The following is a 25,616-nucleotide window of genomic DNA, read 5'->3' on the forward strand; positions in this document are numbered from 1 at the left end:
TTTCTATCATCAAATACTGAAGAGGGCGCCAATGGGCGCCCTCTTTGTTGCTCACACTCGTTATATGTCCATGCAGTTGGCGTAATAAGTCACAGTTGCCGGCCAATCGGAGAAGACTCCCAAGACCTCTACCTCTTTGGCCAGTACATCCAACAGTTGATAGACATCGCCATCGTTGTTGATGCCATCGCTGATGCTCTGATAGTACCAACCACCGCCTTGCGCCAGGGGGCCAGAGCGTTCCAGTGACCAAGTGATTATTTTAAGCCCGGCTTCCTTGGCCGCCAGAGCATAGGCCGAGGGAACTATCTTGCCGCTGTCATCCAGAGCCACCAATACCCACAAGGGCGGCGCAATGATTTCGACTCCCAGCGCCTTGAGCCTTTGCATATCGGCCTGCCAATGGGCCAAATCATTGGGGTTAAAGCTGCTGTCTGAGTCATACCTGTCATCCAGATAGACGGCCTGCTTGCCAAAATCGGCGTTATTGGCCAACCAGTATTGCACATCCTCCAGATTAAATGACTGGGGATAGACATCTTTTGCCGGTACCCCGGCGGCCTGATATTCGTCGATCATCTTCTGAGCATAGTCCTGTTGGCTAAAGCCATCGAAGGGCATGGGCACACTGGCGGACTTGAGTTCAGGCGTCATCTTGACCTTGGCTTCTTTAAACAGAGCTATGCTCTCGGCGTGGGTCATCAATGTGCCACAACTGGCGTAGAGATCAGTGCGCCAGGCAGGAGTGCCCTCCATAAATTCATGCGCCGTGGTGGCCTTGGGATTAAAGCCATCCATCTTGCCGCAAAGCTGTTTGAATTCGTCCAGGGTTATATCACTGGTACAGCACTCGGCGCTGGCGTTAACACCATTGGCAGCATCGGCGGGAGAGAAAGGCTGACGGCATTTGGCTGTCAACTCAGGGATACCCAGGATATTGGTGGTTGTGGCCAGATCGCATTGGGAGTGCCGACAAACCAACTGTTTATCGGCGGTGAAGGTGACATCGCATTCCACTATTCCGGCACCGGCATCTATAGCTGCCAAATAGGCTTCTTTGGTGTGCTCAGGGAACTGCATGGAGGCGCCGCGGTGGCCTATGCTGAAGTCGGTGCGATAAAAGGGCCCCTGGCTGCATTGTGCCAGTTTATCTTTGAGCGGCCCTTCATCCATGTCATTTACCAGAAACAGGGGGCGGGGGCCCAGATTGGCGCCAACTTTCTCCTGCTGATCCTGTGTCGGGGTTGAAGTATTGGCGTTGTTGTCATTGCTGTTGCAGCCACCGAGCAACAGGCCAAACAGTACAGAGCCAAGTAATACCGACGTTGTTTTGGAGTGAAAAGCCTTCATTAAGCAGATCCTTATACTATTTCGCACAGGAGTTTACTCACTTGGCGAGAATAGTATTTAGTCATAAACAGGCCGCTTAAGCTAAAGACGGTTGATGACAGTCGGATAGCAAAATCATGACAATTAACTTAATTAATACAGTATCTTGTTCCGGATATACTGAAGAGAAACCTATTGCGTTAGTCTTAGAGCCGATTGATCTTGTCCTTCAGATCGTAGCTTTTGTCCGTGACTATGGTTTCCAGATTGGCAATTCGCTGCCTCAATTCATCCACTTCCCGTTGCAGTTTTTCAACTTCGCCATTTTGGTGGTATTGCTGCTTGCGGTTGTAATCCTTGATGAGTATCACCGCAAAAATGCCTATGACTATCACAAGCATCAGACTGATTAATCCCATAACGACTCCTTGATGTTAAGCATGTTGAACATTCTGGCACAGTATAGGGGGACAGGAAAATCAAGGGCCTCATTGAGGCCCTTGTTCTGTCTTTCTGCTAAGGTTTCAGGGTATCTTTTATCAGTACGCAGCGCTGCTCTCTCTCTATGGCTTGCTTGAGATTACGCTGGGTCATGGCCGATAGCTCAGGGTTGGCCTGTAAGGCTTTTTCGAGCTGCAGTACTGAGGCATGACTGCATTGACGCGGTAATAATGCCGGTGCGTAACTGCGCATAAATACCGGGCCTTTTTCGGCGTCCAGGGTGGCCAGCTGACTCAAGCGCTGCTCTGCGGTGCTGGCCTGGAGTTGCCCTTGGCTGCTGGGATAGAGGTTTTCCATTGCCACCCTCAGCTTGGCAAACGGCAGCGCCGAATGGTTGATTTTCTCCAGCCAGCGGCGTTTACCGGCAGTTTCCGGGCGCACCACTTCGGCGGCGATGGCCGCCTTTTGCCCCGAGTCGCTGTTATCAAGCTTGGCTTCTTGCTGCAACAGAAGTTTGCTGGTGGGGTAATCGTAACGGTTCAACTGATAGATAAGCTGCCAGCGGGTATCTTGATCCAGCTCCACTCCCCTTATCTTGCTGTGGCCTTGCAGCAGTGACAGCAGGTGATCCAGCGAGTCCCCGTCGCGGGCAAAGTCCACATAGGCATCGAACCAGCGCCGCTGCAGATCTTTATTATCCGCGTTTTGCATGGTCAGACGCAGGCTCATCTGCGCCAGCGCTCTGATGGCGCGCTCGGCATAGGCCGAGTGAATGGGAGCCATCGACTCGAGCAAGGCCTTGCTGTAGCGCATATTGCCGAGAATTTGCCCCAGCAGGGTGTAATCGCTCTCTTTGGGAGCATTGATAAGCACTGTTTCCAGATACTTGTTCAAGGGCAAGTTACCGCTCTGGACACTGTCCCACAGGCTTTGCCAGAGCATCGCGCGCAGCAGGGGATCTTCTACCTTGGCCAGGTGATTGAAGGCGGTATCGAACGAGCGTGGGTCGAGCTCGACTTTGACATAGCCCCAGTCCTGATAGTTGGGATAAACCAAATCAGGACAGGACGCGCCTTTAAGTTGCGGCACCAAGGTCTTTTCACCTTGGTAGGTAACGGCCAGAGTTTGCAGCAGGTGCATCTCATGGCGGCCCTTGCTCAGTAAGGCCAACTGAACTTTTTGCTCTCTGAGAGTCGGATAGGCCGGATCGCTTGCCGACTGCAACAGAGCAAATTCGCTGATGCGGCCATCTTGGCACTGGAACTCGGCCTTGAGGCTGTTGACACCGGCGCTGTAGAGCCAATCCCGGGTCCATTGGCTCAGATCCCGCTTGGCGGCCTGGCCGAGACTGGTAATGAAGTCTTCCAGTGTGGCGTTTTGCCAGGAGTAGCGTTTGAGGTATTCACTGACGCCACGGCGGAAGGTTTGCTCCCCAAGCAGGTGGCGCAGTTGAATGAGAACCGCGGCCCCTTTCTGGTAAGTGATGGCGTCGATATTATCGAAGGCGTTGGCACTGCTGGCCACTGGCACTTCTATGGGGTGGGTGGTAACGCCAGAGTCCTGTTGATAGGCACTCTGTTTGCCCTTGGCGTAAAAACTGCGCCAGGTATTGTCAAACTCAGTGGCTTCGGCGCTCGCCAGCATGCCCATGAAGGAGGCGAAGCTTTCATTGAGCCACAGACCGTTCCACCATTTCATGGTCACCAGATCGCCAAACCACTGGTGCGCCATTTCATGCATGATCACAGACGCCAAGCGCTGGCGCTGATTGGCTGTCATCTCACCACTGCCAAGAAAACGCCCTTCGGCAAAGGTGATGGCGGCGGCATTTTCCATGGCACCATAGAGGAAGTCAGGCACCAGTAGTTGATCGTATTTTTTAAAGGGGTAGTTGATACCGAAATAGTCGTCAAAAAACTTAAGCCCGGCGTCTGTGTATCTGAACCAGTCGGCGGCATTGACCTGGGCCGCCACTGATTGGCGGGCAAACAGGCGCATGGGGTATTTGCCGCTGTTGTCTTGCCAGACATGGTAAGGGCCTGCATGCATGGAAAAGTTGTAGGGGCTCAACTTGGGTGTTGCCGGAAACTGCCATAGCTGGCTGTCACCCTCCGGGGTCACACTCAATTCTTGGGTGGCGCTGATCACCTGCCAGTCTTTGGGGGCTCTGACAGTTAACTTGTAGCTGGCCTTGAGATCCGGTTGGTCGAATACGGCAAACATCTGCTGCGCGGCGGCGGGCTCAAAGTGGGAGTAGAGATAGACCTTGCCATCGACGGGATCCACAAAGCGATGCAGTCCTTCACCATTGCTGGAATGCTGGCGTGTGAAGCTGACTTCTATCTCATTGTCGCCTATGAGCAGCAACTTGGCATTGATCTCCAGATAGGCGCCATTGTATTTGGGATAGAGCCTGTGGCCGTTGATCTTAAGGCTGATGATCTGCGCCTCGCTCAAGTCCAGTGTCAGGGGCTGTTGGTTATCGCTGAGACTGAAACGTACCAGGGTGCGGTTGGCAAATCGCTCGCTGCCATCCAAGGTAAAGTCCAGTTCATAGCTGACATTGCTGACTCTGGCAGAGCGAGCCATCGCCTGTTGCTCACTGATATAGCCGCTGCCATCCCGCACACCGGTAGAGGATTGAGTGCTGCTGCAGCCGCTGAGTGATAGCAGTCCGGCAGCCAACAGGCTAAGACCAAACAACCGGGGAAGAGATTTCACAAACAGATTCCTTGCTTTTTATTGTTTTACCATTGGGTGTCGGTGTTTTCCCTCACAACTGGAATGAAAGGGGAGGGATACACCTAGGGTTAATACCCTGTCAGGCTTGGCGCCCGCGGCATAAATTACGCTATTTGCCGACAAAGAACAAAGGAGAAATGTTACAAAAAAGCCGCTGTGACAGCGGCTTTTGGGAAGGAGCGTTAGATTTGGTTAGAGCCCGAGGAAGGACTTGGACTTCACTTTGCGGATCTCTTTTTCATCGGACCATTCGATCAAGCCGGTTTCCAGATCCATCAGGCGCATGGTCATCTTGTAGTAGACATCACGGGTGCTGCCATCTTGTTTGACTATGCTGGAAAGGTTGCCGTAGAGCATGTATTGAGCGCCTATCTGACGACCGAACTTGATGGCGGTGGATGGGTCAACCATGCCGGCGTTGTTCTGGTAGTCCAGTTGCTTACGCACTGAATCCACCTTGGTCATATCGATAAAACGGAACTTGCCTGAGCGCAGCAGCTTGTTGCTGATGGAGTCGGTCACTGACTCAGTATCTATATGCTCAGAGGTCTTGTTCTTGATCTTGTCGACAAAGATGATAGGTCTGTCGTTGGCTGTCATGGCCACCACAGGCGGGAAAGTCAGCATGCTGTCGACCATTTTGGCGGCAATGGCTTGCAGATCTGTCGAACCGAAGTTTTCATTCACTGTCTCTACCTCAGTGGCATCACCGTATTCCACTTTGGATTGACAGGCTGCCATGCCCAGAGCCATTGCCAGTATCAGTATCAGCTTCAAGTGTTTCATAGTCAGTTCCATTTCAAGGTTATCAAATCAATTTTGTATAAAAACGTGTGACATTGCCAGTGTCTATTGCCCAGACCAGAGTGGTCTTGCCACTCTGAACCTGAATTTCCGTGCCCTGATTGTCCAGGGTTAGTTGATAGCTGCCGGCATCGACAAACTGCCTCGCTATCTGTGCCTGCCTAGGTAACGTGAGCCAACTGCGGCGATCGGCTTGCTCTGTGACCACGTTGAATATCTGCATGGCGATTACCCCAAGGTCCGAACCGTCTTTGCGTTCGGCCTTGCGGGCCATTTCCGACTTGGCATAGACCCTGGCGGCCTGGCGCACCAGCAGATAGGGTAGTTCCTCCTTGAGCGCCGTGATGGCCAAGGCATCTATGTTGGCTATCGGGGCTGCGGTCATAGGTTTTGACAAGCCGCGGATATGGGCACTGCTTACCGGCACTCTGGATGGCATATAGGTGGGCAGAGAGACAGTTTGCCAGTTGCCGTGAATGGTGAAGGGAACTGTTAGGCTCTCCTTGGCGGGCACAAAGCCACGCTCCAGCAGCAAGATGACCTGGCCTTGCCCCTTGGCGGGCGTGGGCGCTTCTCCCCAACGGCGTTTGAACTCATCATACTGAGGCATGGCAAGCTCTTTGGCCAAGCGCACCAGATCCTGCTGCAAATAAGGATTATCCGGCATAATCTGCGCCGCCTTGCGATAGTCGATAAAGGCATCGTTGCGCTCACCAAGGATTTCGTGCAGTACCCCTGTGGTGTAGTAACTGTAGGCGTTCAAAAACGAGCTGGTGACACTGCCGGCCGCCTTGCCCAGTTTATCCATTTCGGCGCTGATAGTGCCGTTGGCCATCTGTTGCACCGCGCTGCTGGATTTCTCATACCTTTGCTGTTCCAGCGATTGCAGTTCATTACTGCGACGCACCTCCACCAACGCACCTTCGGCATCGCCGGCAAACAGATAATTGAGAGCCTGATATTGGTGCAGCATGATGCGCTCATACCCGGGACCACGATAGGGAATGATATTGTCGTTCAGCAGCAGGCTGCCGCCCTGTGAACCCAGCTCGGACAAACTGAGCTTGGCCTTGTCGTCGAATGCCTGATAGGCGGCTATGGCGCTTTGGTAATAGTCTTTGCTGGCGGTGAAATCGCCGCTTATCTGGGCGGCGCGCCCCGCTTCCTGGGCATAGAGCAGGCCATCTCGGCTGTTGATCCCGCCTGCCAATTCCTTGGCGGCATTGCCCGGCATTGATGAGTTGAGTTCGGCGCGAACGCCGGCCAGTTGGGATGGATAGTTGACCAATACACTGTTGAAGGCGCAGCCAGTGAGGCTCAGAGACAACAACAGTGGCAGCAGTAACTTGCCTGACTTCAAGAGTCGGCTCCTTGGTTTTGGATCTCCAGTCGTTCTCTCAAGGTGAGTCCTTCCAGATGATCATATTCATGCTGAAAAATGCGCGCGACAAAGCCTTGTAACCATTCTTGTTGCCACTCGCCGCTGAGGTCCTGATAACGTACCTCTATGCTTTCATGGCGCAGAATCTGTACTCTTTCACCGGGCAGAGACAGGCAACCTTCTTCTCCGGCCAGCATCTTGCCTGAGCGTTTGAGTATCTGCGGGTTGATCACCACCTGGGGCGCCATCAAAGGCGCATCCGGATATCTGTCGTTGGGATGGGATGCCATAATAAACAAGCGGATACCTTGGCCTACCTGAGGCGCGGCTATGCCTACGCCCTGTGCCAGTTTCATGGTCTCGAGCATTTTCTCGGCCAGGGCTGACAAAGGTTCATCGAACAGTTGAACCGGCTGGGCAGCCTGTCCCAGAATACGTTCTCCGTAGGTTGCTATGGCTAACATCCTTATCCCCCTTTATTCGACTCAGTAGTGAGGCGGCGGCGTTTCTTCCGATTGAGACGCGATATTGCTCGGTTCTACCGCTTTGAGTTTACCGATTAACAACTGGATCTGAAACTGCTGCTCGGCCACGACTTTATTGAGTTCGAAAATCTCCTGACTCAATTCTTCCAGTGTGGCTTCCTGAAATGACAGCTTGGTTTCGAGCTCTTCGATCCTGTCCGGGATTGCTTGCATTACTTACCTCTGTGTTGGCGCCGACCAGCGTTCCAGCAAGCTGGCACTGCTGATACTCTGAAGTTGGCCGTTGTCGGATTCAGACACTGAGTATACTACGGCGCTTTGGGGCAAAGGCTTTTTTGGCAGTGAAACTTGCCAGTTGGCGACTTTTTTCCCCGAATCGACCTGCCACAGACTCAATTCTCTGGCCGGCGTACCGGTCAACAAGGCCTGCTCCTGTTGGATAAAGCGCGCTGCCGAAAAGTTCATTTGCCGCCGGACTATCGCCAGCGAGCTGGCCAGTTTCCCTGAGTCATTGTGCCAAATGTCGGCATTGCCGGTACTGTCGGACACTAAACTGAGGTTACCGCTGCGGCTGAGGGCAACCTTCAGTACCCTGGAGTCCATCTGCCAGCGCCTCAGTACCTGAGCATTCTGGGTGCGCCACAGCAGGGCGGTGGCATCGTTGGCGCCGGTCAATGCCAGGCGGCCATCGGCAGAGAGGGCAACGCTGTTGACCTTTTCGCTGTGGCCAAGAAATTTCACCAGCACACCTGTGGTCGGGGTCAGCGACATCACCGCGCCATCGGCCAGCCCCACCAGCAACTGGCCGTTGTCGGCCACGGCCACAGCCTGGGCTACTGCCGGCAGTGACCACCAACCCGCCGCCCGGCCGTCGGCGATTTTCCACAGTGCAACTGAATCGCGGCTTAACGTCACCGCATATTCTCCATTGGCCGAGATATCCGTGGCGATGACATCATTGGCTTCACTGCCTTGAGCCCACTGATACTTGACCGCGCCTTGTCTGAGATCCCAAAGCCTGATCCCCTCCTGGCTGCTTATCAAAGCGTAGCGGCCATCGGCAGAGAGGCTGGCGCTGTAGCTGGGATCGGCCGCCAAGGATTGGCTGCTATTGGGGCCTGGATGGCAGGCACCAAGGCCAAGCAAAGTAAAACTGAGCGTGCAAATAAGTAGCAATCTGTTTATTGCCATGAACTTATACCGCCTCGACTTGTCATTTTGAGTAAGGGTAAAACGCTGTCGCTTCCATGCAAGGGTTATCGGTTTGTCGGCCGCTTTCCCTTGTTAACCAGTATGGATAATCTGCTTTGTATCTCAAAGTTAACTGGTATAAAGTGAGTCGTCTTACATATTTTGGGTTAATTGTAACCATTTGAAGATCCTGAGGATGCCTTTAATGAAACCGATTTACAAAATTTCACTGGTCGCACTGGCCCTGATCGGCCTTTCCGCCTGTAACCAAGAACAAAAAACAGCGAGTGCCGACAAAGTGGAACTGAGCTCTGTCGAGCAGAAAGAAGCCTATAGCGTGGGCGCCTCTATTGGCCGCTACATGGCCGGCCATATCAAGGAGCAGGAAGAGCTGGGTTTCTCAGTCGATCGTGCTTTGATTGTGACAGGTTTCCAACAGGGGCTGAAAGACGAGCTGCAACTGACTGAAGATGAGATGCAGAAAGTGCTTGAAGGTCTGGACCAGAAGCTGAATGAAAAACGTATGGCCAAGGTCCAGGAGATGGCGGCCAAGTCGATGCAGGAAAGCAAGGCTTATCTGGAACAGAACAAGGCCAAAGAGGGTGTGATCACCACTGAGTCAGGTCTGCAATACGAAGTATTGACTCCAGGCGAGGGTGAGAAGCCGGCCGCCGAAGACGTAGTGACAGTTCACTACCGTGGTACTCTGATCGACGGCACTGAGTTTGACAGCTCCTACTCCCGCGGTGAACCGGCAGAGTTTGCCCTGAACCGGGTGATCCCGGGCTGGACCGAAGGGGTTCAGCTGATGCCGGTAGGCGCCAAGTATCGCTTCGTTATCCCATCTGAGCTGGCCTATGGCGAGCGTGATATGGGTACTATTCCTGCCAACTCCACACTCATCTTTGAAGTCGAGTTGCTCAAGGTCAAAAAGGCCGAAGCCCCCGTAGAGCCGACCGAAGCCGAGGCTTCTGCCAAGTAATCCCTTCTTTTACGGAAAGTGGATACCCGATATTGAAAAGGACGCCGCTGGCGTCCTTTCTGTTTACAGTCACTTATTGCGTCAGTAATTCTAAAGCCACTTATAGCGATAGAACAGCCACAACTGTCCCCCTACCAATAGCAACAGGAACAGGCAAAAGGCTCCGAAGGCCCAGCCGACATCGGCGCCCGGGATCCCGGCGATATTGACCCCGAGCAGACCGGTAAGAAAACCCAGCGGCAGAAAGACGGCGCTGATCAGCGACAGGAAATAGAGGCGGCGATTGACTGCCTCGGCCTGACGGTTTTGTAACTCTTCCTGGGTGACGCTGGCCCTGTCTCTGATTGCGTCCAGATCTTCGATGCAGCGAATGAGTTGATCATTGATTTCGTTGAATTTAAGCCGCTGCTGTTCATCAAATACCTTGGCTGAGTCTGCCAGCAGGCGGGTAAAGGCTTCCCGCTGCGGCGCCAGGTAGCGCCGGACTACCACTATCTGGCGCCTGAGCTCGGCGATATCGCTGCGTAGATCTCTGTCGTTACCGGCCATGACCTTGTCTTCCAGATCGTCGACAGTTTCTTCCAGCCGGTCGATAAACTCCGTCTTACGTTGGGTGAGGCGCTGCGTCAGCGCCAGCAAAAACTCCCCGGTATTGCCGGGGCCAGCTCCCTGGCTGACGCTCTGGATGATGTCTTTGACCGATAACAGCTCGCGACTGCTGGTGCTGATAATTCTGTGATTGTCCAGGTAGAGGCGTATCGACACCATGTCTTCAGGGTCGGCCCCGGGGTTGTGATTGACCCCTCTGAGCGCCAGCAGGAATCCCTGGCCGGATTGTACCACCCTGGGGCGAGTGTCCTGCGCCAACAGTGCTGCCACTTCCAGCGCTTCCAGGCCGCTGTGTTGTTGCAACCACTGACGGTTGGATTTCTTCTTATAGTCCAGATGCAGCCAGAGTATGCCCTGCTCCGGGCGCCAGTCGCTGACCTGTTGCTGCGTCAACTCCTTGCCTGCCATCTCCCCGTTGAGCAGCAAGGCACAAAACTGTTTTTCGGCCATAGATTCACTCTCATAGGTTTGCTTTAGTTCAAGCTAACCTAGTTATACCACTGGGCATAGGAATTTACTCTCTCAGGGACAATGAAAAGCTGGGCAGGCAGGCAAGTAAAGTAATGGAAGGATATCGGGATAAAGCGACTATCGGGATAAAGCGACATTGGCTTGCGCCGCATACGCGCTTTTTCAACTCGCCCTTGGAGAGCTTGTCAGCCACCCGATGACTACACCAACTTGTCTCGCCGTAGCATCACTATGCCATCGCCAATCTGGCTTGAACCCCAATGGCTGGCACAGTTCTGAGCCGATCAAATTTCTATAGGAATGGTATTACGATAGAAAGCAAAGCCCGGGCACAACTATGGGCAATCCCCAGGGCTCTGGGTTAAAATTAGGATAGGTTTGGTTACAGCAAAAGAAGTGGCACCATGGAATACGAATTTCGGCGCAATTCACTGACGGGAACCGCAATGGCCCGCTTCAGTATGGAGCATCATGTACTGGGGCAATGGTTCTCTGAAGAGTTGGCGGATAACGCCGAGATCTGCACTCAGGTCAAACAGGCATTGGCGGATTTACAGTCAGGGCGCATTCGCGAATGGCAGTTGATTGGCCGGGATCTGACGCTGCAACTGGATCAGGAGCAGGTGCGGGTTTACGCCAATGTGCTCGAATTCGGTGAGAGTCAGGAGTTGGATGAGTCCCTCTCCCTTTATGATGCCGAGTCAGAAGCCTGGTGCGGCCTGGAAGACTTTCAGGATGTGCTTGAGAGTTGGTGTGACTTTCTGCACCAGAGTCGCTGAACAAGCGGCATTGGCAGCAATGAGAAGGGACGCAGTGGCGTCCCTTTTTCGTGGCTTAACGGTTGAGATAACGCACAGCCATTTCGGTGCGGGACTTGGCATTGGCCTTGCGAAGCAGGTTTTTGACATGCACCTTGACCGTGCCTTCGCTGATATGCAGTTCTTCGGAGATCACTCTGTTGCTCTGGCCTTCAGCCAGATGCTGCAGTATCTGTAACTCTCTTGGTGTCAGGCTGTCGAGCCAGGCTTCTTCGTCGGCGGCATTTTTCAATTCAAACAGATAGTCTTCCACTTCGGCGCTGATCACTCGGTGGCCGGACATGGCTTCTTTCAGCTGCCCAAGCAGCAGATCGGGTTCGGTATCCTTGAGCAGGTAACCATCGGCGCCGGCTCGCAGCAAACGGATAACATCCTGTTTGGCATCGGAAACCGTCAGGATAACGATTCTGGAGGTGACTCCCTCCTGACGCAGGGCGTTCAGGGTATCGAGACCCGTCATGCCTTTCATATTCAGATCCAGCAGGATAATGTCCGGCTCGTTTTCGGCGGTAGCCGCCAAGGCGTCGAGTCCGGTACCGGCTTCACCGAAGAGACTAAAGTCAGGATCGGATGCCAGTAACTGACAGATACCGCGACGCAGTAAGGGATGGTCATCGACTACCAGAACTGAATAAGGTTTACCCATGATGTGGCTCCTGCTGAGGTGGGAAAGTCAGGACAACACTGGTGCCTCCCGACGCATTACTGGAAAATTCAACCATACCCGAGAGGCGGCTGGCTCGCTCGTGCATTATCCCTATGCCGAAATGTTGATCCCTTTCCTTGATATGCGCCAGGCCTATGCCGTTGTCTTCGACACTGATAACCACCATGTTATCAGAGTTCTTTTCGCAGCTGATACAAATACGACTCGCATTTGCATGTTTAATGGCATTGAGGGTGGCTTCTCGGGTGAGTTGCAGAATGTGAATATGTTGGTGCGCCGCCAGTAACTGTGGCGGCAGGCGATAGCTGAGTTCCAGCTCCGTGTCTGTTTGGCTGCGCAGTTGCTCCAGCATGGCCTCGAGGGCGTTGCGCAGATTGGGTTCTTTAACGGTCAGGCGGAAGGTAGACAGCAGTTCTCTGAGCTGGGCGTAGGCTGTGGTCACCCCCTCATTGAGTTCTTCGAGCTGTTGGGTCACCGCCGGGCTTTTGCAGCTCTGGTCGAGGCCTTTACGCAGCAAACTTATCTGGATTTTCAGGAAGGACAGCAGTTGCCCGAGAGAATCGTGCAGCTCCCTGGCGATAACCGCCCGCTCTTCCAGCAGGGCCAGCTGTTGGCGTTGTTCGGAGGCGTTGTGAATCACAATCGAGCGAGCCAGCATGATGGCGAAGTTTTCAAACAGAGGCACATTGATATCGTGCTCGCCTATCACTTCCAGAAAGCCGAGTTCCTGTTGTTCAAACTTGAGCGGAAACTGCATGGTTTGCCCGGCTTGCGGCCAGATATCCTCGTCGGTGGCGATTACCTCCATGGCATCTTCATCCTGCTGAATAATCAGCCGCAGATGTTGCAGGTGCTCATACTCCTTGAGTTGCAGCAGCGACTGCCGCATCACCTCGAAATTGAGTTTGCCCGAATGCAGCAACACCAGATTGTCATAAAGAAATTTGAGCTCACGGTTGGCACGGGTCAACGCCAGGGTCTTCTCCTTCACCTGAGTTTCTAGGTTGCCGTAGAGAGTTGCCAGCTCCTGAGCCGTACTGTCGAGGGCATCGGAAAGAGCGCTGAGCTCAATATATTCCGTCTTCGGCATTTCGACGGCAAAGTTACCCTTGGAAATAGTGTTGGCTGATTCCATCATCTGTTGCAGCGGCACCACCACCTTGCGTTTGGTAAAGCGCACGGCGATAAAGGCAATCAGCAGCATCAACCCCAAGCCCACTATCTGGCTGACGGCCAGCAATCTTAGTTTGAAGGCGGCGTGGTGCTCCATCTCCAATACCAGCAAATCTATGGTATCGACAAAGTCCTTCAGCGAGGAGGCATAGTTGCGCGAGTCTTCCTGCTCTATGTAGTACTTCATGACTTTCCACTTGCTGATCACCAGTTGGTATTGCTGCCCGAGCCTGGCCGGCGATGACCAGTCCATTGAGCGTACCAAGGCATCTGAGTAGAGGGTGTTTTCAAATTCGCGAATTTTTTGCAGCGCTTCTTCACTGCCGGAGTTGGCATAAAACATCAGCCGGTAGCTCTGCATTCGCAGTGAGCCGGAAGCGTTGATCGCCCTGGCATCTCCCAGGCTGTAAGACAGATTGATAATGGCAAAAGTGGCCAGACCGCTTGAGAGCAGGATAAGGGTCAGCATTAAGCCTAAAATGGTAGAGGTCAAACTGCCTCGTTTCATGAAATATTCACTCACTTTTGCTAAGGTTTCCTCAGTCCCTGCAGCGTTACTCTCGATTATCGGAAAGGAAACGCGCCGATAAGATTGTCGAGAATAAAAAAGGACTTGGGTCTCAGAGTTCTACATTAGCCAGCGCTTGAATACATTAACAAGAGTACAAAAATGTGAACAACATCGCCTTCACATTTTGATCTGGCGCAAACTTCGCCCCGGATACCCCCTAAGAGGTATATTTTTGGCGTATTCAAGCGGCTACTTTTGACCTTGGAGATGTCGTGGTTATTGCAAATAACGATAAAGTAACACGGAGATGAGATGGTGAAAAAATTAAGCCAAAAATCCTTTGCACTCAGTGCATTGGTCGCGGCAAGCGTAATGGCTGCCGGTGCGTTTGCGAGTGACAAGACCGAGCCTCGCAACGAAGTCTACAAAGACAAGTTCAAAAATCAATATGCCAGTTGGCATGACACTGCAAAGAGTGCTGAAATTGTTGACGTATTGGCAGAAGATCCCAACCTGGTGATCCTGTGGGCCGGTTATGGTTTCGCCAAGGACTACAATGCCCCTCGTGGCCACATTTATGCCGTGACCGATGTGCGCAACACCCTGCGTACCGGTGCGCCAAAGAGTGCCGAAGATGGCCCAATGCCAATGGCTTGCTGGAGCTGTAAGAGCCCGGATGTACCTCGCCTGATTGAAGAGCAAGGTGAAGATGGTTACTTCACCGGCAAGTGGGCCAAAGGTGGCCCTGAAGTGGTTAACGCCATAGGTTGTGGCGATTGTCACGAGAAAGGTTCGCCTAAGCTGCGTTTGGGCCGTCCTTTTGCCGAGCGCGCCATGGAGACCCTGGGTACGCCATTTGATAAGGCTTCCCGCAAAGACAAGCAATCCATGGTTTGTGGCCAGTGTCACGTAGAATACTACTTTGAGAAAGTGGAAGGCCGTAAGGGCTTTGTTAAGTTCCCATGGGATCAAGGCACTACAGTGGAGTCCATGGAAGCTTACTACGATGCCATCGAGTTTGCCGACTGGACTCACGCTCTGTCCAAGACTCCTATGCTGAAGGCACAGCACCCAGGTTATGAAACCTGGCAGCTGGGGGTTCATGGTAAGAACAACGTGACCTGTGTTGACTGTCACATGCCTAAAGTAACCAACGACAAGGGTCGTAAGTTCACCGATCACAAAGTGGGTAATCCTTTCGACCGCTTTGAAGAAACCTGTGCTCAGTGCCACACACAGAGCAAAGAGTTTATGGAGAACCTGACTGCCGAGCGTAAAGCCAAAGTTAAAGAGCTGAAGCTGAAGGCCGAAGATCAAATCGTCAAGGCACACTTCGAAGCTGCTGCAGCATGGAAAGCCGGTGCGACCGAAGCCGAGATGAAGCCAATCCTGACTGATATCCGTCATGCTCAATGGCGCTGGGATTATGCTATCGCCTCTCACGGTGTCGCGGCTCACGCTCCTGATGAAGCGCTGCGGGTACTGGGTACTGCGGTTGACAAGGCTGCCAACGCCCGGGTGAAACTGGCGCAGCTGCTGGCCAAGAAAGGTATCGTTGAGCCTGTCGCTCTGCCTGATATCTCCACCAAGGCCAAGGCTCAGGCTGCTCTGGGTATGGACATGAAGAAGATGGTTTCCGACAAGGAAGACTTCAAGAAAAATGTTCTGCCTAAGTGGGATGCTGAAGCCAAGAAGCGTGAAGCGACCTACAAGTAACAGTCGTTAACATAACAAAATGAAAAATCCCCGCACCGCGGGGATTTTTTTATCTTACAAGCCAGCAGTGATTACAGGCTTATTTGATCAGCTTAAGCAGAGCCTTAAAGCGTTCACCTTCTGCCTGATGTTGCAGTTCAAACAGTAAAGATTCGCTGTTGTTGAGCCTGGCTCCCTGCTGCTTCATCATCTCTATTCCCAAGCGTTTGTTGCTTTCACTGCGGGAGCTGACGGCATCGGCTATCAAGTGCACATAGAAACCCTGCTCGATAAGATCACCACAGGTTTGATAGACACAGACATGTGCCTCTATCCCGGCCAGCAGTACCTGTTTGCGGCCCGTGCTCAACAGTGCCTCACGGAACGCCGGGCAGTGCCAGCCACTGAAGTGATGCTTGGCAATCGGCGAAGTGGTCTTGGATAGCAGGGCAGCCAGCGACTCTGTAGTGGGGCCGAGCTTCTGTGGCAACTGTTCCAGCCAGAGCACTGGGATATCAAACAAGGCCGTGCCTTCTATCAGCATGGCCATTTGCTGATGCAGCTGTTCACTCTTGTCCATTATCTGCGCCAGTTTGCCCTGAACATCCACTATGACCAGCACACATTCTTCCGCTTTTAACATCTTGTTCTCCTTCAGGTTGGTCTTAGGACAGGTGCAAACGAGTCCTTCTTTCGCTTCAGTCAACGACAGGACATTCAGTTAACGTCAGTACAGGGCTTAAGCCAATAGGCCTTAGGTCGTAGATGATTGCGCTTTTTTTGTGCGCCCAAGCCTTACTTGCACCTAATTGGTGCATATCTGCAGCTCTCAACCTGGTCCGTAAAAACTAACTCTTTATAAAACAAAAAATTAACATTTTGGCCTGATGCTTGAATTGCTTTTGGCATAACACCAATACAGCAAGGCGATTCTGGAGGTCTGGATGAAATTAGTCAGCGCAATCATTAAGCCGTTCAAGCTTGATGATGTCCGCGAAGCGATTGCGGGCATAGGCATTGAGGGGATGACGGTCACCGAAGTCAAAGGTTTTGGCCGACAAAAGGGGCATACAGAGCTCTATCGGGGAGCCGAGTATCAGGTGGACTTTCTGCCCAAGGTTAAGCTCGAGATAGCCACCAAGGCGGAGAATCTTGAGCACCTGCTGGAGGTCATCACCAACGCCGCCCATACCGGCAAGATAGGTGACGGCAAGATCTTTGTGACAGATCTGGAACAGGTTATCCGTATTCGTACGGGCGAAACAGATACAGAAGCGCTGTAAGGGGGAGAAGATGGAAGAACTGAGCAAATTGGGTACTACGGTCACAGAGCTGCGTTTTGCGCTGGACACCTTTTACTTTCTGATCTCCGGCGCGCTGGTGATGTGGATGGCGGCAGGTTTCGCCATGCTGGAGGCCGGGTTAGTGCGTTCCAAAAATACCACAGAGATACTCACCAAAAACATCTGTCTCTATTCAATCGCCTGTATCACCTACCTGATAGTGGGTTACAACATCATGTATGTGGACAATGGCGAGGGCGGCTGGCTGCCGAGCATCAGCACCTTGATAGGATCTCAAGCTGCTGACGCCGACCATGCGCTGGAGTCTGATTTCTTCTTCCAGGTGGTATTTGTGGCTACAGCCATGTCGATTGTTTCCGGCGCCGTGGCCGAGCGCATGCGCCTGTGGGCTTTCCTGGCATTCAGCCTGGTAATGACGGCAGTCATCTATCCGGTGGAAGGTTACTGGACCTGGGGCGGTGGTTTCCTTTCCGAAGCCGGCTTTGTCGACTTTGCCGGTAGCGGCATAGTGCATATGGCCGGTGCGGCCGCGGCCTTGGCCGGCGTCTTGCTGCTGGGGGCCCGTAAAGGTAAATATGGCGCCAATGGCCAGGTTAACCCTATCCCGGGATCCAACCTGCCGCTGGCAACCCTGGGGACTTTTATCCTCTGGATGGGTTGGTTCGGTTTCAACGGTGGTTCTCAGTTACTGGTCTCTGATGCCGAGAATGCCAGCGCCGTGGCCAAAGTCTTCGTCAACACCAATTCGGCGGCGGCCTTCGGCGCGGTATCTGCACTGATCGTCTGTAAGATGGTGTGGGGCAAGGCCGACTTGACCATGATACTCAATGGTACTTTGGCTGGTTTGGTGGCTATCACGGCCGATCCATTGTCGCCCTCTCTGCCTATGGCGGGTGTGATAGGCCTGGTAGCCGGCGGTTTGGTGGTGTTCTCCATCGTGGGCTTTGACCGCATCAAGGTAGATGATCCTGTCGGGGCTATCTCGGTGCACGGGGTCGCCGGTTTCTTCGGTTTGATGATGGTGCCTCTGTCCAATGCCGATGCCAGTGTGACAGGGCAACTGTTTGGCGCTGCGGTGATCTCTGCCTGGGTGTTCCTGGCGTCATTGCTGGTGTGGGGCGCCTTGAAAGTGACCATGGGGATCCGGGTGACCGAAGAGGAAGAATACAACGGTATGGACGCGTCGGATTGCGGTATCGATGCCTATCCTGAGTTTGTGACTGTCAAGAACGCCAGTTGAAAGGCCAGGAACGCCAGCTGATAAGCCATGAGTGTTCTTGAGAGACCAGGCAAGCTTCCTTTATCTTTAAGCCATCTCTTGTGAGGTGGCTTTTCGTTAGAGCTGGCTTTGGGGTTACCGGCCTTGTTGTTACCTGGCTTGGCGGGAGTCGGCCAGGAAAAGCGCATTTTGGGGCTATGGCGCTTGATGACAGACGCTCTTGGGGGCAGACTGAAAGCAGAAACAGCCTGGAGCCTAAGGGGATGGCGATGAAGACTCTCAGTGTAATGAAGCTGACCGGTACTTTTCTCTGCACTTTGTTCAGTACTTTGCTGTGGCTTGGAAATGCCGAGGCAGGACAAGTGGTGGTTCGTGATGCCAGTGAGCCCTTCGATGCCTTTGCCGTCAGGGATGAATTACTGCGTCAGCATGAGTGGCAGGAACTACTGCGCTCGCAGCAGCAACTGGAGATCCTCCGCAGCCTGCCTGCTATATGTGTTCCTTACATGCGCCCCTATCGCTACTTTTCCTGCGATGGCCATTTTTATCGCCCCTATCTTTACCGGCAACAGCAGCTCTATATAGGGATCCCCAAGCCGGGTTCCGAAGTTATCGCTCCCGGAAATGAAGGCTTGAACTAGGGGATATTCACATTTTGTCACCCTTTGGCGCGGCAGGAGTGGCCAGTCTGACTTAAGCTTTCAGTAAAGAAGCCTTAACTCAGGAGGCCCTATGTTCTCAGGCACTTTCTCAAGCGCTTTCTCCGGCCCTCTCATTCGTGCTCTCTCTGGCGCTCTATCCGCTACCATGTTGAGTCGCTTAATTGGTGCGGTTTTGCTGCTGCTATTTTGCGGTTGCAGCAGTACCCCGGTGCCAAGCAAGATGGCCCTTGGCAGCCTGTTTCAGGATAACCAATTCAAAGAGGTTGGGAATATCCCCGAGCCCGCCGAGTTATTCGCCTTGCCTCCCGAGGCGGTGCAGTTGCTCAGAGGTGCCTATAGCCGCAGCGCACTCATGTCCAATCAGGAGTTGGCCCACGAGTGGTTGGCTGACTATATCCATGCCGACAAGGGCGGCTTTCGCTATCAGGACAACTACACCCGCACCGCCGCCGAAACCTTTCACGACAGGGCCGGAAACTGCATGTCACTGGTGATCCTGACGGCGGCCATGGCGCAACAACTGGGGATAGAGGTTGAATTTCGTGATGTGGAAGTGCCCCCGGTCTGGGATCGCCAAGGCGCCTTTTATCTGGTCAATGGTCATATCAATCTCAAGCTATACCCGCCCAAGAATAATCATGTCTTCCATGTCACCGAGCGTTCCATTCTGGTGGATTTCCTGCCCGAGCGTGCTGTGCGCAGCTATAAGGTCAATAAGATCAGCCAAGGTACTGTGGTCGCCATGTATTACAACAATGCGGCGGCCGAGGCATTGATCAATGAGAATTGGGATCTCGCATACGGCTTGCTGAAAAAGAGCTTGCAACAGCAGAGTCTGTTTATTCCGGCGCTCAACAGCCTGGCGGTGCTCTATCGCGCCAGGGGCATGGAACAGATGGCCGAGCGGGTCTACCGCTATGCGTTGACGCTTGAGCCGGAAAACATGACTACCCTCTATAACCTGGCGGTCATGCTGAGTAGCCAGGATAGACTGGATGAATGGGCCGAAGTGCACAAGGTACTGGAGCTTGCCCGGATCCGGAATCCTTATTACTACTATGATATGGCGCAGCAAGCCTACATGGATCGCCAATATGATGAGGCGCTGAGTTGGTATCGAAGAGCGATTGAGAAGGCGGATTATCGCCACGAGTTTTACTTTGGTTTGTCCAGAACCTATTGGGCAAAAGGGGACTCCGACCGAGCGAAGAGCAATCTGCAAAAGGCGTTGGCGCTGGCCGGTGACGGCGAGCAGAAAAAACGCTATCAGGCCAAGTTGCATGCGATGGAAGGGCATTGATTCAAAAGCTTGGCTGAAAGAGTGGGGTTATAAAGGCGCAATCGGTTAAGCCAAGCAGCAGAGTAAAAAGCCCGATGCTGACATCTGCATCGGGCTTTGTTGCTTTTGGGCTATAAGTTGCTTTCTGGCTATAAGTTTCTCTCTGCCTGAAAGCTGGCCTTAAAGGGCATCTAAACTCAGCGCCTTGTCGCGGTAACTCAAGCGCGCCATCTGCCCCATATCCTTGAGCTCAACTGCCCTGACACCATAGGGCGGCTTTAAGCCCGAATTTTGGATTAGCTCAAGGTTTAGAGGCAACTGCAGACTGTTTTGCTCTTGTGTCAGCCAGGCTGCGCTTTCACTCTGCAGTATGGCGATTTCCCGCCCCTGGGAGTCCATCCCTGTGAGTATTGCCGACACCCCAAAACGACCACTTTGGGCCAGCTCCAGCGTAAAGTTGAGGGCACTTGGCAGACCATTTTGCCAACCAACTTTGATTTCGGGTGCCAGCCGCGCCGATGGATAGAACTGCTTGAAGGCGGTCTTGACGGTACGTCGTACCAAGGTGTTATCCACCTGGGTCTCAATATCGACCACCAGTTCACTGAAACCCGCATTGCTTGAGGGCATGGGCAGCTGCTCATTTTGCAGTCGCCAGCTGTCGCCACTTTGGCTGAGTTGCAGTGGGGTTTGCTCGCCGCTTGCTTGCTGCAGCCGGGCACTGGCCAAACGAGGTGAACCCATGGCCTTATCGTTCTCAAGCGCCAGCTCCAACTCGAGATGGGTGTTGGCCTCGAGTGATGATGGGGTGCTTAACTTGAGACGATAGGCAGAGCCTTTCTCTTTGACATTAACCAGATAGTTGTCAGTGGCGGTTAGCGCTGCGGCGACCTGCAGGCGATAGAGACCGGGCTTGATATCTGAGTTCAGCAACAGGGCACTGGAGTCATCATCCATCCCGGCGCTGGCCAGAGACTCTGAGTCTACGGCGTGGCGGATAAGACGTTTGTTCTCAGTTTTGCCTGCGGTCGAGCTGAGTTGAACTGCGTCCGGAGCGATGCTCTTGGGGGCAGTCGGGGCGCCGCTGCTTTTATCCCAGCGAGGAGCCAGACGGATAACGCTGCTGCCTTGGGTTAATGGCAGCTCTATGCCTTGGTTAAGCTCGGCGCCTGTAACCATCAACCAGTATTCATCACTGCTGGCACTGGCGGTTTTGTCCGGCAGCTGGGCTTGATATTCCCCTGACAGCGCCCTGACAAAGCTGACATCTTCCCTGGAGGTATTCAAGGGCGGCAATTGCCCTGTATCTAGCTCTTCTGAAGCCTTGATATCGTTTGCCTGGGGCGGCACCATGGCCAAGGTCAGGCTTTTGGGCTGCTGGTTTTGTTCTACCTTGGCATCATCCTGGCAACCCGTGAGGCTCAGGAGTATCGCTGCCAGCAGCGGTGTCTTGCTGATATGCATCTTCATACTTACGTCCTCAGATATGATTGCGCAGAAGGGCGTCGAGATTAAAACAGGCCCGGCGGCTTTGATGGTGACTCAAAGGTTCTCTGTCACGGGTTTTCTGCTTATCGGTAAACCAGACACTGCCGGCGGCACTCTGGGAGCTGCACTCAAGAAAACCGTCGGAGCAGTTATCCAGCCAGTTTTGGGTAGTCTCCAACCCGACCTGGTACTGATAGCCGCCGCAATAGCTGTCGCTGTCCCAAACTGCCGACTCCACGTCCGAGCCGACAACAGCTTCAAAAGGCTTACCCAGAGAAGGGCGCCCGGCTGTGCCGTACAGCCATTGACTGTTGTATTGCGCCATCCAACCCACTTGCTGCTGTTTGACGGCATCGCTGTCGTAACCGAGCAGCCAGCCGAGACTGGTTTCAAACACATTGCCTTGAGTGACGGCATCGGCCAGTGGTGTACCGGCACTGGAAGGAGCCAGCGCTATCACTCTGCTGATGCTGTTGATCACAGCTGGATAACGTCCATCCCAGGTGGGATTGGACAAGACCCAGCGCACTATGTTGCCGCCATTGGAGTGGGTGATGAGGAGCAGTTGATCCAGATTGCGGGCGTTGATAAAGCTCTGCAGCTGATCGACCAGACAGCCGGCAGCGGCCTCATCCCACATATATTGTTCGAAGTCACAGTTGATGACCTGATAGTTACTCGGGGTGCTGATACCTTGACGAACTGAATCGACAAACTCGCGGGTCCAGTAATCGTTCAGGGCATCGGTTTGTTTTCCTGTTCCATGGACAAAGGCGACGCCGGTGGCGCCATGACTCAGGGAGCAGACACTACAAAGACCCAACATCATTAGGGTGGTGGATATTTTCATGTCGCATTTCTCTTGTTGATTGTCATTATTTTGTTGAACGGATAAGTATGCTCATCCACTAATTAAGCTAACTTCGATATGTTAAGGCGGCAAGACTTTATGCGGAATATTTGATTGTCTGAAGAGGGTTTAATGTGGGATTGTGTTTGAATTTCAGCTTTGACTTTATTTATCTGCTGTTTTTTCAGATAAATAAAGCCTGATGGAAAACTACTCGGGTTTGAATATTGTCAGTCATCAAACTGTGGTGGTTCGGCCAGAATACGCTCGGCAACTCCCTGCTCATAAAGCCACTCGATACCGGCGGTTATTTCGGCGGCTATCTCAGGATCCCGGCAAGCCAGAAAGCGTGGGGCCTCTTCGAACAGCGATACTTCCCTTACAGGAGGAAGTGAGTCCTTTTTCTCAGCAAGTTTTTGATAGTTATAGGCAAAAATTCGCCTTTCCAACACTATTGCCTCAACTCTATTCCCCAGCAACATAGCCACCTGATTACTCTGATTGGCAATTTCACTGTAATCCGGATTCAGGCGGGCCATCTTGGCAAATTCCGCTCCCAGGTAATGGCTGGCATTTTGAAAGGCCGCCAGGCGTATATGGGCGAGATCGGCGACTTGCTCAATGATTCTCTGGTTATCGGCGAGCAGAAAGATGCTGTTTTGGTAACTGAGCAGGCTCGGGGTGTAGTGCATCCCTTTGAGTCCGGGCGGAGCATTGATAAGACAATCGACCTGGCCGGCCAACAGCAGCCGCAAGGCGCGTTTGGGGGGCGTAAAAGCGATATCTCCCAAGGTGAGTTGCCTGTGTTGCAAGGCTTGTTTCAGTAACTGGTATTGGATGCCGTTGTGGCGGTCTTCAGTAAAGAAAGGCGCGATGGAGAAACTGGTGGAAAAGGTCACCGACCGATTGGCCTGCGACTTGGCTTGGGCAAGAGGCATCAGCATGAGTACAGATAGCAGACAGAGTCGGATCACAGTTGGCCTTGGGTTACTGGGTATCAGGTGTAATTATAATTCGGTTCCTGGGGCCTATAGGCTGTTTGCCTGTTTTACTGCCCATTGGTTGCTGAACATCTCTTTCGTTTGCAATATCACACTTAAAGAATTTTTTATTAAATCATAAGATTGCCATACAAAAAACAATAAAAGGGCAGATTTGCCTGTAAACCCATATAAGTCAATTGCATTGGTTGAATATAACGGATAGATTGAAACTGTTATCCAAAACAAGAGATTCTTATCAATAGCCGGAGTAGTGTGACATTTATGTATTACCAGAATGATGATGTACGGATTAATGAAGTTAAAGAGTTACTGCCACCGATAGCCATTCTGGAACGATTTCCGGCAACCGAGCGCGCTTCCTCAACTGTCTTTAAGGCCAGGGAAAATATTCACAGAATTCTTCAGGGACAGGATGATCGCCTGCTGGTGGTGATAGGGCCATGCTCTATTCACGACCCTGAAGCTGCGTTGGAGTATGGTGCGCGTCTGGCCAAGCTCAGAACGGCCTATCAGGATCAACTGGAAGTGGTGATGCGGGTTTATTTTGAAAAACCCAGAACGACAGTGGGCTGGAAGGGGCTGATTAACGATCCATACATGGATAACAGCTTCAAGCTCAACGACGGCCTGAGAACTGCCCGCAAATTGCTGCTCGAATTGAATGACAACCAGGTGCCAACCGCGGGTGAGTTTCTCGATATGATTACCCCGCAGTATATGGCCGACCTCATGTGTTGGGGCGCTATTGGAGCCCGTACCACAGAGTCCCAGGTTCATCGGGAGTTGGCATCGGGCCTCTCTTGCCCTGTGGGATTCAAAAACGGTACAGATGGCACCATCAAGGTGGCGATAGATGCCATTGGGGCCGCCAGTGCGCCACACCATTTCCTGTCTGTGACCAAGTTTGGCCATTCGGCGATTGTGTCAACCAAGGGGAATGATGACTGCCATATCATTCTGCGCGGTGGACGCGAGCCCAACTACAGCTCGGCCCATGTGGCCCAGATATGTTCTCAGCTTGAGAGTGCCGGTCTGAAACCCAAGGTGATGATTGATTTCAGCCATGCCAACTCCAGTAAGGACTTCCGGCGTCAGATGTTGGTAGCTGAAGATGTCTGCGGCCAGATTGCCGCCAAACAGCAGGCAATTTTTGGGGTGATGGTGGAGAGTCATCTGGTGGAAGGACGTCAGGATCTCAAACCCGGACAGCCTCTTTGTTATGGCCAGAGCATTACCGATGCCTGCATTGGTTGGGATGATACAGAGAGGCTGCTGTCAATGCTCAACGACAGCGTGCTTAAACGCCGTCAGGGTTGAATGTTTCTACTACATAGATAAAGGCGCCATCGGCGCCTTTATTTTTGGGCTTGCTGTGCCAAGTATTCGTTGGCTTTGGCCAGACTGCCAAAGGAAGCTATCAGGTTGTTACGGCCTTTTTCCTGGATCTCGGGGTTGCCTGATTCGATCATCATCCATACCCAGGTTTGGATCAGCGGCAGGGGCGGGTATTGAACTTTTGAATCCAACATAAGATTTCCTTCAAAATATACGGTAAAAATCGGTGCGGGCCGGTTTGTTTGACATTTTTTGAACACTTGTTGCTGCCCGTACTCAATAGCTGGAAAGAGTACCAAATTCTTTTTTCATGCATAACCATCTTTCGCTTCTTTGAGGTGATTTTGGCGATAAAAATTCCGTTACTAGTTATTTAGTCTAGGTCTAATGTTATTTTTGTAATTCTAAAGTGCTAGTTGCTGTGATTATTTCCGAGTGGGCAGCCAAACAGATCGCAGACTTGAGTCCTGGTCACTGTTACACTCGAGTCACTCTTTTCCCCTGGCAAGATGTATGCGTCCAACTCTCTACTTTGAAGGTCCCGTCGATAAGCTCAACTGGCAAGTGCTCAAACTTCTCTGGCCCTATCTGCTGGAATACAAGGGCCGGATTATCCTGGCGCTGTTGTGTCTTGTTGTGGGAAAGCTCGCCAGTGTCGGCTTGCCTTTCCTGTTGAAGCATTTGGTAGATGGCCTTGGCGGCGAACAAACTGCGCAGCTGTTGGCCGTGCCCTTGGCGCTGGTTTTGGCTTATGGCGGCTTGAGATTGGTTAATGCACTCACAGGGGAGATCAGGGATACCCTCTTTGGCAGGGTAACAGAGAGAGCGATACGGCGCCTTGGGTTGCAGGTATTTGAACATCTGCACCGGCTGGATCTTGGGTTCCATCTCGACAGACGCACTGGCGGATTATCGAGGGACATAGAGCGCGGCACCAGCGGCATCAGTTTTCTGATGCGCTTTATGGTGATTAAGTTTGGAAGGTGGGAAAAGGTAATGTGCGGACATAAAAAAACCCCGGTACATCAGCCTGAACAAAACCGATATACCGGGGCAACCCCTTCACCACACTCACCAGAAAAGAGCGTGCGACGACGAACCGTTATAACCCATGCAGGACTAATTACACGTTGGTCGGTCTGTCGTCGCGTGTCACATAGATATTTAGAGCCGTCT

General features: G+C 52.7%; 24 protein-coding genes and 1 pseudogene. 9 read left to right on the top strand and 16 right to left on the bottom strand.

Translation table 11 applies throughout. The features are described 5' to 3' along the window. Positions 1-60 precede the first annotated feature (60 nt). The 8 genes from ACWAU4_RS04955 to ACWAU4_RS04990 all read right to left on the bottom strand — a co-directional run bounded on the left by ACWAU4_RS04955 (position 61) and on the right by ACWAU4_RS04990 (position 8,373). The gene (locus tag ACWAU4_RS04955) at positions 61-1,350 is read right to left on the bottom strand and encodes a glycerophosphodiester phosphodiesterase family protein (protein ID WP_454290465.1); all 1,290 of its coding nucleotides are present in this window, start codon (positions 1,348-1,350) and stop codon (positions 61-63) included. A 185-nt stretch (positions 1,351-1,535) separates the two neighbouring features. Beyond that, complete coding sequence (locus tag ACWAU4_RS04960; RefSeq protein WP_025886971.1) at positions 1,536-1,748, bottom strand: coiled-coil domain-containing protein; 213 nt, start codon at positions 1,746-1,748, stop codon at positions 1,536-1,538. Positions 1,749-1,845: 97 nt separating this feature from the next. After that, positions 1,846-4,491: an aminopeptidase N gene (gene pepN, locus ACWAU4_RS04965; RefSeq protein WP_412522403.1), complete on the bottom strand. Its 2,646-nt coding sequence runs from the start codon at positions 4,489-4,491 to the stop codon at positions 1,846-1,848. Positions 4,492-4,704: 213 nt separating this feature from the next. Then, complete coding sequence (gene lpoB, locus ACWAU4_RS04970; protein ID WP_186295249.1) at positions 4,705-5,298, bottom strand: penicillin-binding protein activator LpoB; 594 nt, start codon at positions 5,296-5,298, stop codon at positions 4,705-4,707. Between the two features lie 22 nt (positions 5,299-5,320). Next, positions 5,321-6,676 carry a COG3014 family protein gene (locus tag ACWAU4_RS04975; RefSeq protein ID WP_208162009.1) on the bottom strand — a complete coding sequence of 452 codons (1,356 nt, stop codon included), beginning with the start codon at positions 6,674-6,676 and terminating at the stop codon, positions 5,321-5,323. Next, on the bottom strand, positions 6,673-7,161 hold the full coding sequence (gene def, locus ACWAU4_RS04980) for a peptide deformylase (protein WP_107006057.1): 489 nt from the start codon (positions 7,159-7,161) through the stop codon (positions 6,673-6,675). The genes ACWAU4_RS04975 and def overlap by 4 nt, the downstream gene beginning before the upstream one ends. Positions 7,162-7,182: 21 nt before the next feature. Further along, positions 7,183-7,395 carry a SlyX family protein gene (locus ACWAU4_RS04985; RefSeq protein WP_107006056.1) on the bottom strand — a complete coding sequence of 71 codons (213 nt, stop codon included), beginning with the start codon at positions 7,393-7,395 and terminating at the stop codon, positions 7,183-7,185. A 3-nt stretch (positions 7,396-7,398) separates the two neighbouring features. Continuing rightward, a complete protein-coding gene (locus ACWAU4_RS04990) occupies positions 7,399-8,373 on the bottom strand; it encodes a WD40 repeat domain-containing protein (RefSeq protein ID WP_144221061.1) in 975 nt (324 codons plus the stop codon). Between the two features lie 205 nt (positions 8,374-8,578). On the opposite strand from ACWAU4_RS04990, the gene fkpA reads away from it, so the two are divergent. Further along, positions 8,579-9,355, top strand: coding sequence for an FKBP-type peptidyl-prolyl cis-trans isomerase (gene fkpA / locus ACWAU4_RS04995; protein ID WP_025011527.1), 777 nt, complete (start codon positions 8,579-8,581; stop codon positions 9,353-9,355). A gap of 90 nt (positions 9,356-9,445) precedes the next feature. Here the strand turns inward: fkpA and zntB are convergent, their stop codons facing one another. Next, a complete protein-coding gene (gene zntB / locus ACWAU4_RS05000; RefSeq protein ID WP_144221060.1) occupies positions 9,446-10,414 on the bottom strand; it encodes a zinc transporter ZntB in 969 nt (322 codons plus the stop codon). A 425-nt stretch (positions 10,415-10,839) separates the two neighbouring features. Here zntB and ACWAU4_RS05005 point away from each other — a divergent pair, with 425 nt between their 5' ends. Continuing rightward, complete coding sequence (locus ACWAU4_RS05005) at positions 10,840-11,214, top strand: YacL family protein (protein WP_025011525.1); 375 nt, start codon at positions 10,840-10,842, stop codon at positions 11,212-11,214. A gap of 55 nt (positions 11,215-11,269) precedes the next feature. Here the strand turns inward: ACWAU4_RS05005 and ACWAU4_RS05010 are convergent, their stop codons facing one another. Further along, a complete protein-coding gene (locus tag ACWAU4_RS05010) occupies positions 11,270-11,899 on the bottom strand; it encodes a response regulator (RefSeq protein ID WP_025011524.1) in 630 nt (209 codons plus the stop codon). Further along, on the bottom strand, positions 11,892-13,601 hold the full coding sequence (narQ, locus tag ACWAU4_RS05015; RefSeq protein ID WP_123115811.1) for a nitrate/nitrite two-component system sensor histidine kinase NarQ: 1,710 nt from the start codon (positions 13,599-13,601) through the stop codon (positions 11,892-11,894). The genes ACWAU4_RS05010 and narQ overlap by 8 nt, the downstream gene beginning before the upstream one ends. A 315-nt stretch (positions 13,602-13,916) precedes the next feature. Between narQ and nrfA the strand changes: the two genes are divergently transcribed. Continuing rightward, positions 13,917-15,320: an ammonia-forming nitrite reductase cytochrome c552 subunit gene (gene nrfA / locus ACWAU4_RS05020; RefSeq protein ID WP_044733844.1), complete on the top strand. Its 1,404-nt coding sequence runs from the start codon at positions 13,917-13,919 to the stop codon at positions 15,318-15,320. Positions 15,321-15,399: 79 nt separating this feature from the next. Here nrfA and ACWAU4_RS05025 read toward each other — a convergent pair whose 3' ends face one another. Beyond that, complete coding sequence (locus ACWAU4_RS05025) at positions 15,400-15,942, bottom strand: hydrolase (RefSeq protein ID WP_144221059.1); 543 nt, start codon at positions 15,940-15,942, stop codon at positions 15,400-15,402. Positions 15,943-16,243: 301 nt separating this feature from the next. On the opposite strand from ACWAU4_RS05025, the gene glnK reads away from it, so the two are divergent. From glnK to ACWAU4_RS05045, 4 genes are all read left to right on the top strand, one after another. Then, positions 16,244-16,582 carry a P-II family nitrogen regulator gene (gene glnK, locus ACWAU4_RS05030; RefSeq protein WP_025011521.1) on the top strand — a complete coding sequence of 113 codons (339 nt, stop codon included), beginning with the start codon at positions 16,244-16,246 and terminating at the stop codon, positions 16,580-16,582. 10 nt (positions 16,583-16,592) lie between these two features. Continuing rightward, the gene (locus ACWAU4_RS05035) at positions 16,593-17,843 is read left to right on the top strand and encodes an ammonium transporter (RefSeq protein ID WP_156020107.1); all 1,251 of its coding nucleotides are present in this window, start codon (positions 16,593-16,595) and stop codon (positions 17,841-17,843) included. A 248-nt stretch (positions 17,844-18,091) separates the two neighbouring features. Further along, entirely contained in the window at positions 18,092-18,463 is a 372-nt protein-coding gene (locus ACWAU4_RS05040) for a hypothetical protein (protein ID WP_236574467.1), read from the top strand. Between the two features lie 166 nt (positions 18,464-18,629). After that, entirely contained in the window at positions 18,630-19,784 is a 1,155-nt protein-coding gene (locus ACWAU4_RS05045) for a tetratricopeptide repeat protein (RefSeq protein WP_071238608.1), read from the top strand. Between the two features lie 159 nt (positions 19,785-19,943). Here the strand turns inward: ACWAU4_RS05045 and ACWAU4_RS05050 are convergent, their stop codons facing one another. The 3 genes from ACWAU4_RS05050 to ACWAU4_RS05060 all read right to left on the bottom strand — a co-directional run bounded on the left by ACWAU4_RS05050 (position 19,944) and on the right by ACWAU4_RS05060 (position 23,075). Then, a complete protein-coding gene (locus tag ACWAU4_RS05050) occupies positions 19,944-21,233 on the bottom strand; it encodes a DUF4785 family protein (RefSeq protein ID WP_219002392.1) in 1,290 nt (429 codons plus the stop codon). A 10-nt stretch (positions 21,234-21,243) separates the two neighbouring features. Further along, positions 21,244-22,101, bottom strand: coding sequence for a lipase family protein (locus ACWAU4_RS05055; protein WP_454290466.1), 858 nt, complete (start codon positions 22,099-22,101; stop codon positions 21,244-21,246). 230 nt (positions 22,102-22,331) lie between these two features. Continuing rightward, complete coding sequence (locus tag ACWAU4_RS05060) at positions 22,332-23,075, bottom strand: type 2 periplasmic-binding domain-containing protein (protein WP_144132784.1); 744 nt, start codon at positions 23,073-23,075, stop codon at positions 22,332-22,334. Positions 23,076-23,366: 291 nt separating this feature from the next. Here ACWAU4_RS05060 and aroG point away from each other — a divergent pair, with 291 nt between their 5' ends. After that, positions 23,367-24,422 carry a 3-deoxy-7-phosphoheptulonate synthase AroG gene (aroG, locus tag ACWAU4_RS05065; protein ID WP_044733847.1) on the top strand — a complete coding sequence of 352 codons (1,056 nt, stop codon included), beginning with the start codon at positions 23,367-23,369 and terminating at the stop codon, positions 24,420-24,422. A 38-nt stretch (positions 24,423-24,460) separates the two neighbouring features. Here aroG and ACWAU4_RS05070 read toward each other — a convergent pair whose 3' ends face one another. Further along, entirely contained in the window at positions 24,461-24,634 is a 174-nt protein-coding gene (locus ACWAU4_RS05070; RefSeq protein WP_096142315.1) for a hypothetical protein, read from the bottom strand. 319 nt (positions 24,635-24,953) lie between these two features. Here ACWAU4_RS05070 and ACWAU4_RS05075 point away from each other — a divergent pair. Next, positions 24,954-25,409 (top strand): annotated as a pseudogene (locus ACWAU4_RS05075) (ABC transporter transmembrane domain-containing protein); the annotation flags it as partial. Positions 25,410-25,616: the final 207 nt, after the last annotated feature.

The sequence above is a fragment of the Shewanella sp. FeAMO genome (assembly GCF_053653955.1).

Coding starts and splice junctions, on each gene's coding strand:
- ACWAU4_RS05040 (WP_236574467.1), top strand. CDS start 18,092: ATGAAGACTCTCAGTGTAATGAAGCTGACCGGTACTTTTCTCTGCACT.
- ACWAU4_RS04990 (WP_144221061.1), bottom strand. CDS start 8,373: ATGGCAATAAACAGATTGCTACTTATTTGCACGCTCAGTTTTACTTTG.
- ACWAU4_RS04955 (WP_454290465.1), bottom strand. CDS start 1,350: ATGAAGGCTTTTCACTCCAAAACAACGTCGGTATTACTTGGCTCTGTA.
- ACWAU4_RS05055 (WP_454290466.1), bottom strand. CDS start 22,101: ATGAAAATATCCACCACCCTAATGATGTTGGGTCTTTGTAGTGTCTGC.
- ACWAU4_RS05035 (WP_156020107.1), top strand. CDS start 16,593: ATGGAAGAACTGAGCAAATTGGGTACTACGGTCACAGAGCTGCGTTTT.
- ACWAU4_RS05045 (WP_071238608.1), top strand. CDS start 18,630: ATGTTGAGTCGCTTAATTGGTGCGGTTTTGCTGCTGCTATTTTGCGGT.
- narQ (WP_123115811.1), bottom strand. CDS start 13,601: ATGAAACGAGGCAGTTTGACCTCTACCATTTTAGGCTTAATGCTGACC.
- def (WP_107006057.1), bottom strand. CDS start 7,161: ATGTTAGCCATAGCAACCTACGGAGAACGTATTCTGGGACAGGCTGCC.
- ACWAU4_RS05050 (WP_219002392.1), bottom strand. CDS start 21,233: ATGAAGATGCATATCAGCAAGACACCGCTGCTGGCAGCGATACTCCTG.
- glnK (WP_025011521.1), top strand. CDS start 16,244: ATGAAATTAGTCAGCGCAATCATTAAGCCGTTCAAGCTTGATGATGTC.
- nrfA (WP_044733844.1), top strand. CDS start 13,917: ATGGTGAAAAAATTAAGCCAAAAATCCTTTGCACTCAGTGCATTGGTC.
- ACWAU4_RS04985 (WP_107006056.1), bottom strand. CDS start 7,395: ATGCAAGCAATCCCGGACAGGATCGAAGAGCTCGAAACCAAGCTGTCA.
- zntB (WP_144221060.1), bottom strand. CDS start 10,414: ATGGCCGAAAAACAGTTTTGTGCCTTGCTGCTCAACGGGGAGATGGCA.
- aroG (WP_044733847.1), top strand. CDS start 23,367: ATGTATTACCAGAATGATGATGTACGGATTAATGAAGTTAAAGAGTTA.
- ACWAU4_RS05025 (WP_144221059.1), bottom strand. CDS start 15,942: ATGTTAAAAGCGGAAGAATGTGTGCTGGTCATAGTGGATGTTCAGGGC.
- ACWAU4_RS04960 (WP_025886971.1), bottom strand. CDS start 1,748: ATGGGATTAATCAGTCTGATGCTTGTGATAGTCATAGGCATTTTTGCG.
- ACWAU4_RS05070 (WP_096142315.1), bottom strand. CDS start 24,634: ATGTTGGATTCAAAAGTTCAATACCCGCCCCTGCCGCTGATCCAAACC.
- ACWAU4_RS05010 (WP_025011524.1), bottom strand. CDS start 11,899: ATGGGTAAACCTTATTCAGTTCTGGTAGTCGATGACCATCCCTTACTG.
- ACWAU4_RS05005 (WP_025011525.1), top strand. CDS start 10,840: ATGGAATACGAATTTCGGCGCAATTCACTGACGGGAACCGCAATGGCC.
- lpoB (WP_186295249.1), bottom strand. CDS start 5,298: ATGAAACACTTGAAGCTGATACTGATACTGGCAATGGCTCTGGGCATG.
- fkpA (WP_025011527.1), top strand. CDS start 8,579: ATGAAACCGATTTACAAAATTTCACTGGTCGCACTGGCCCTGATCGGC.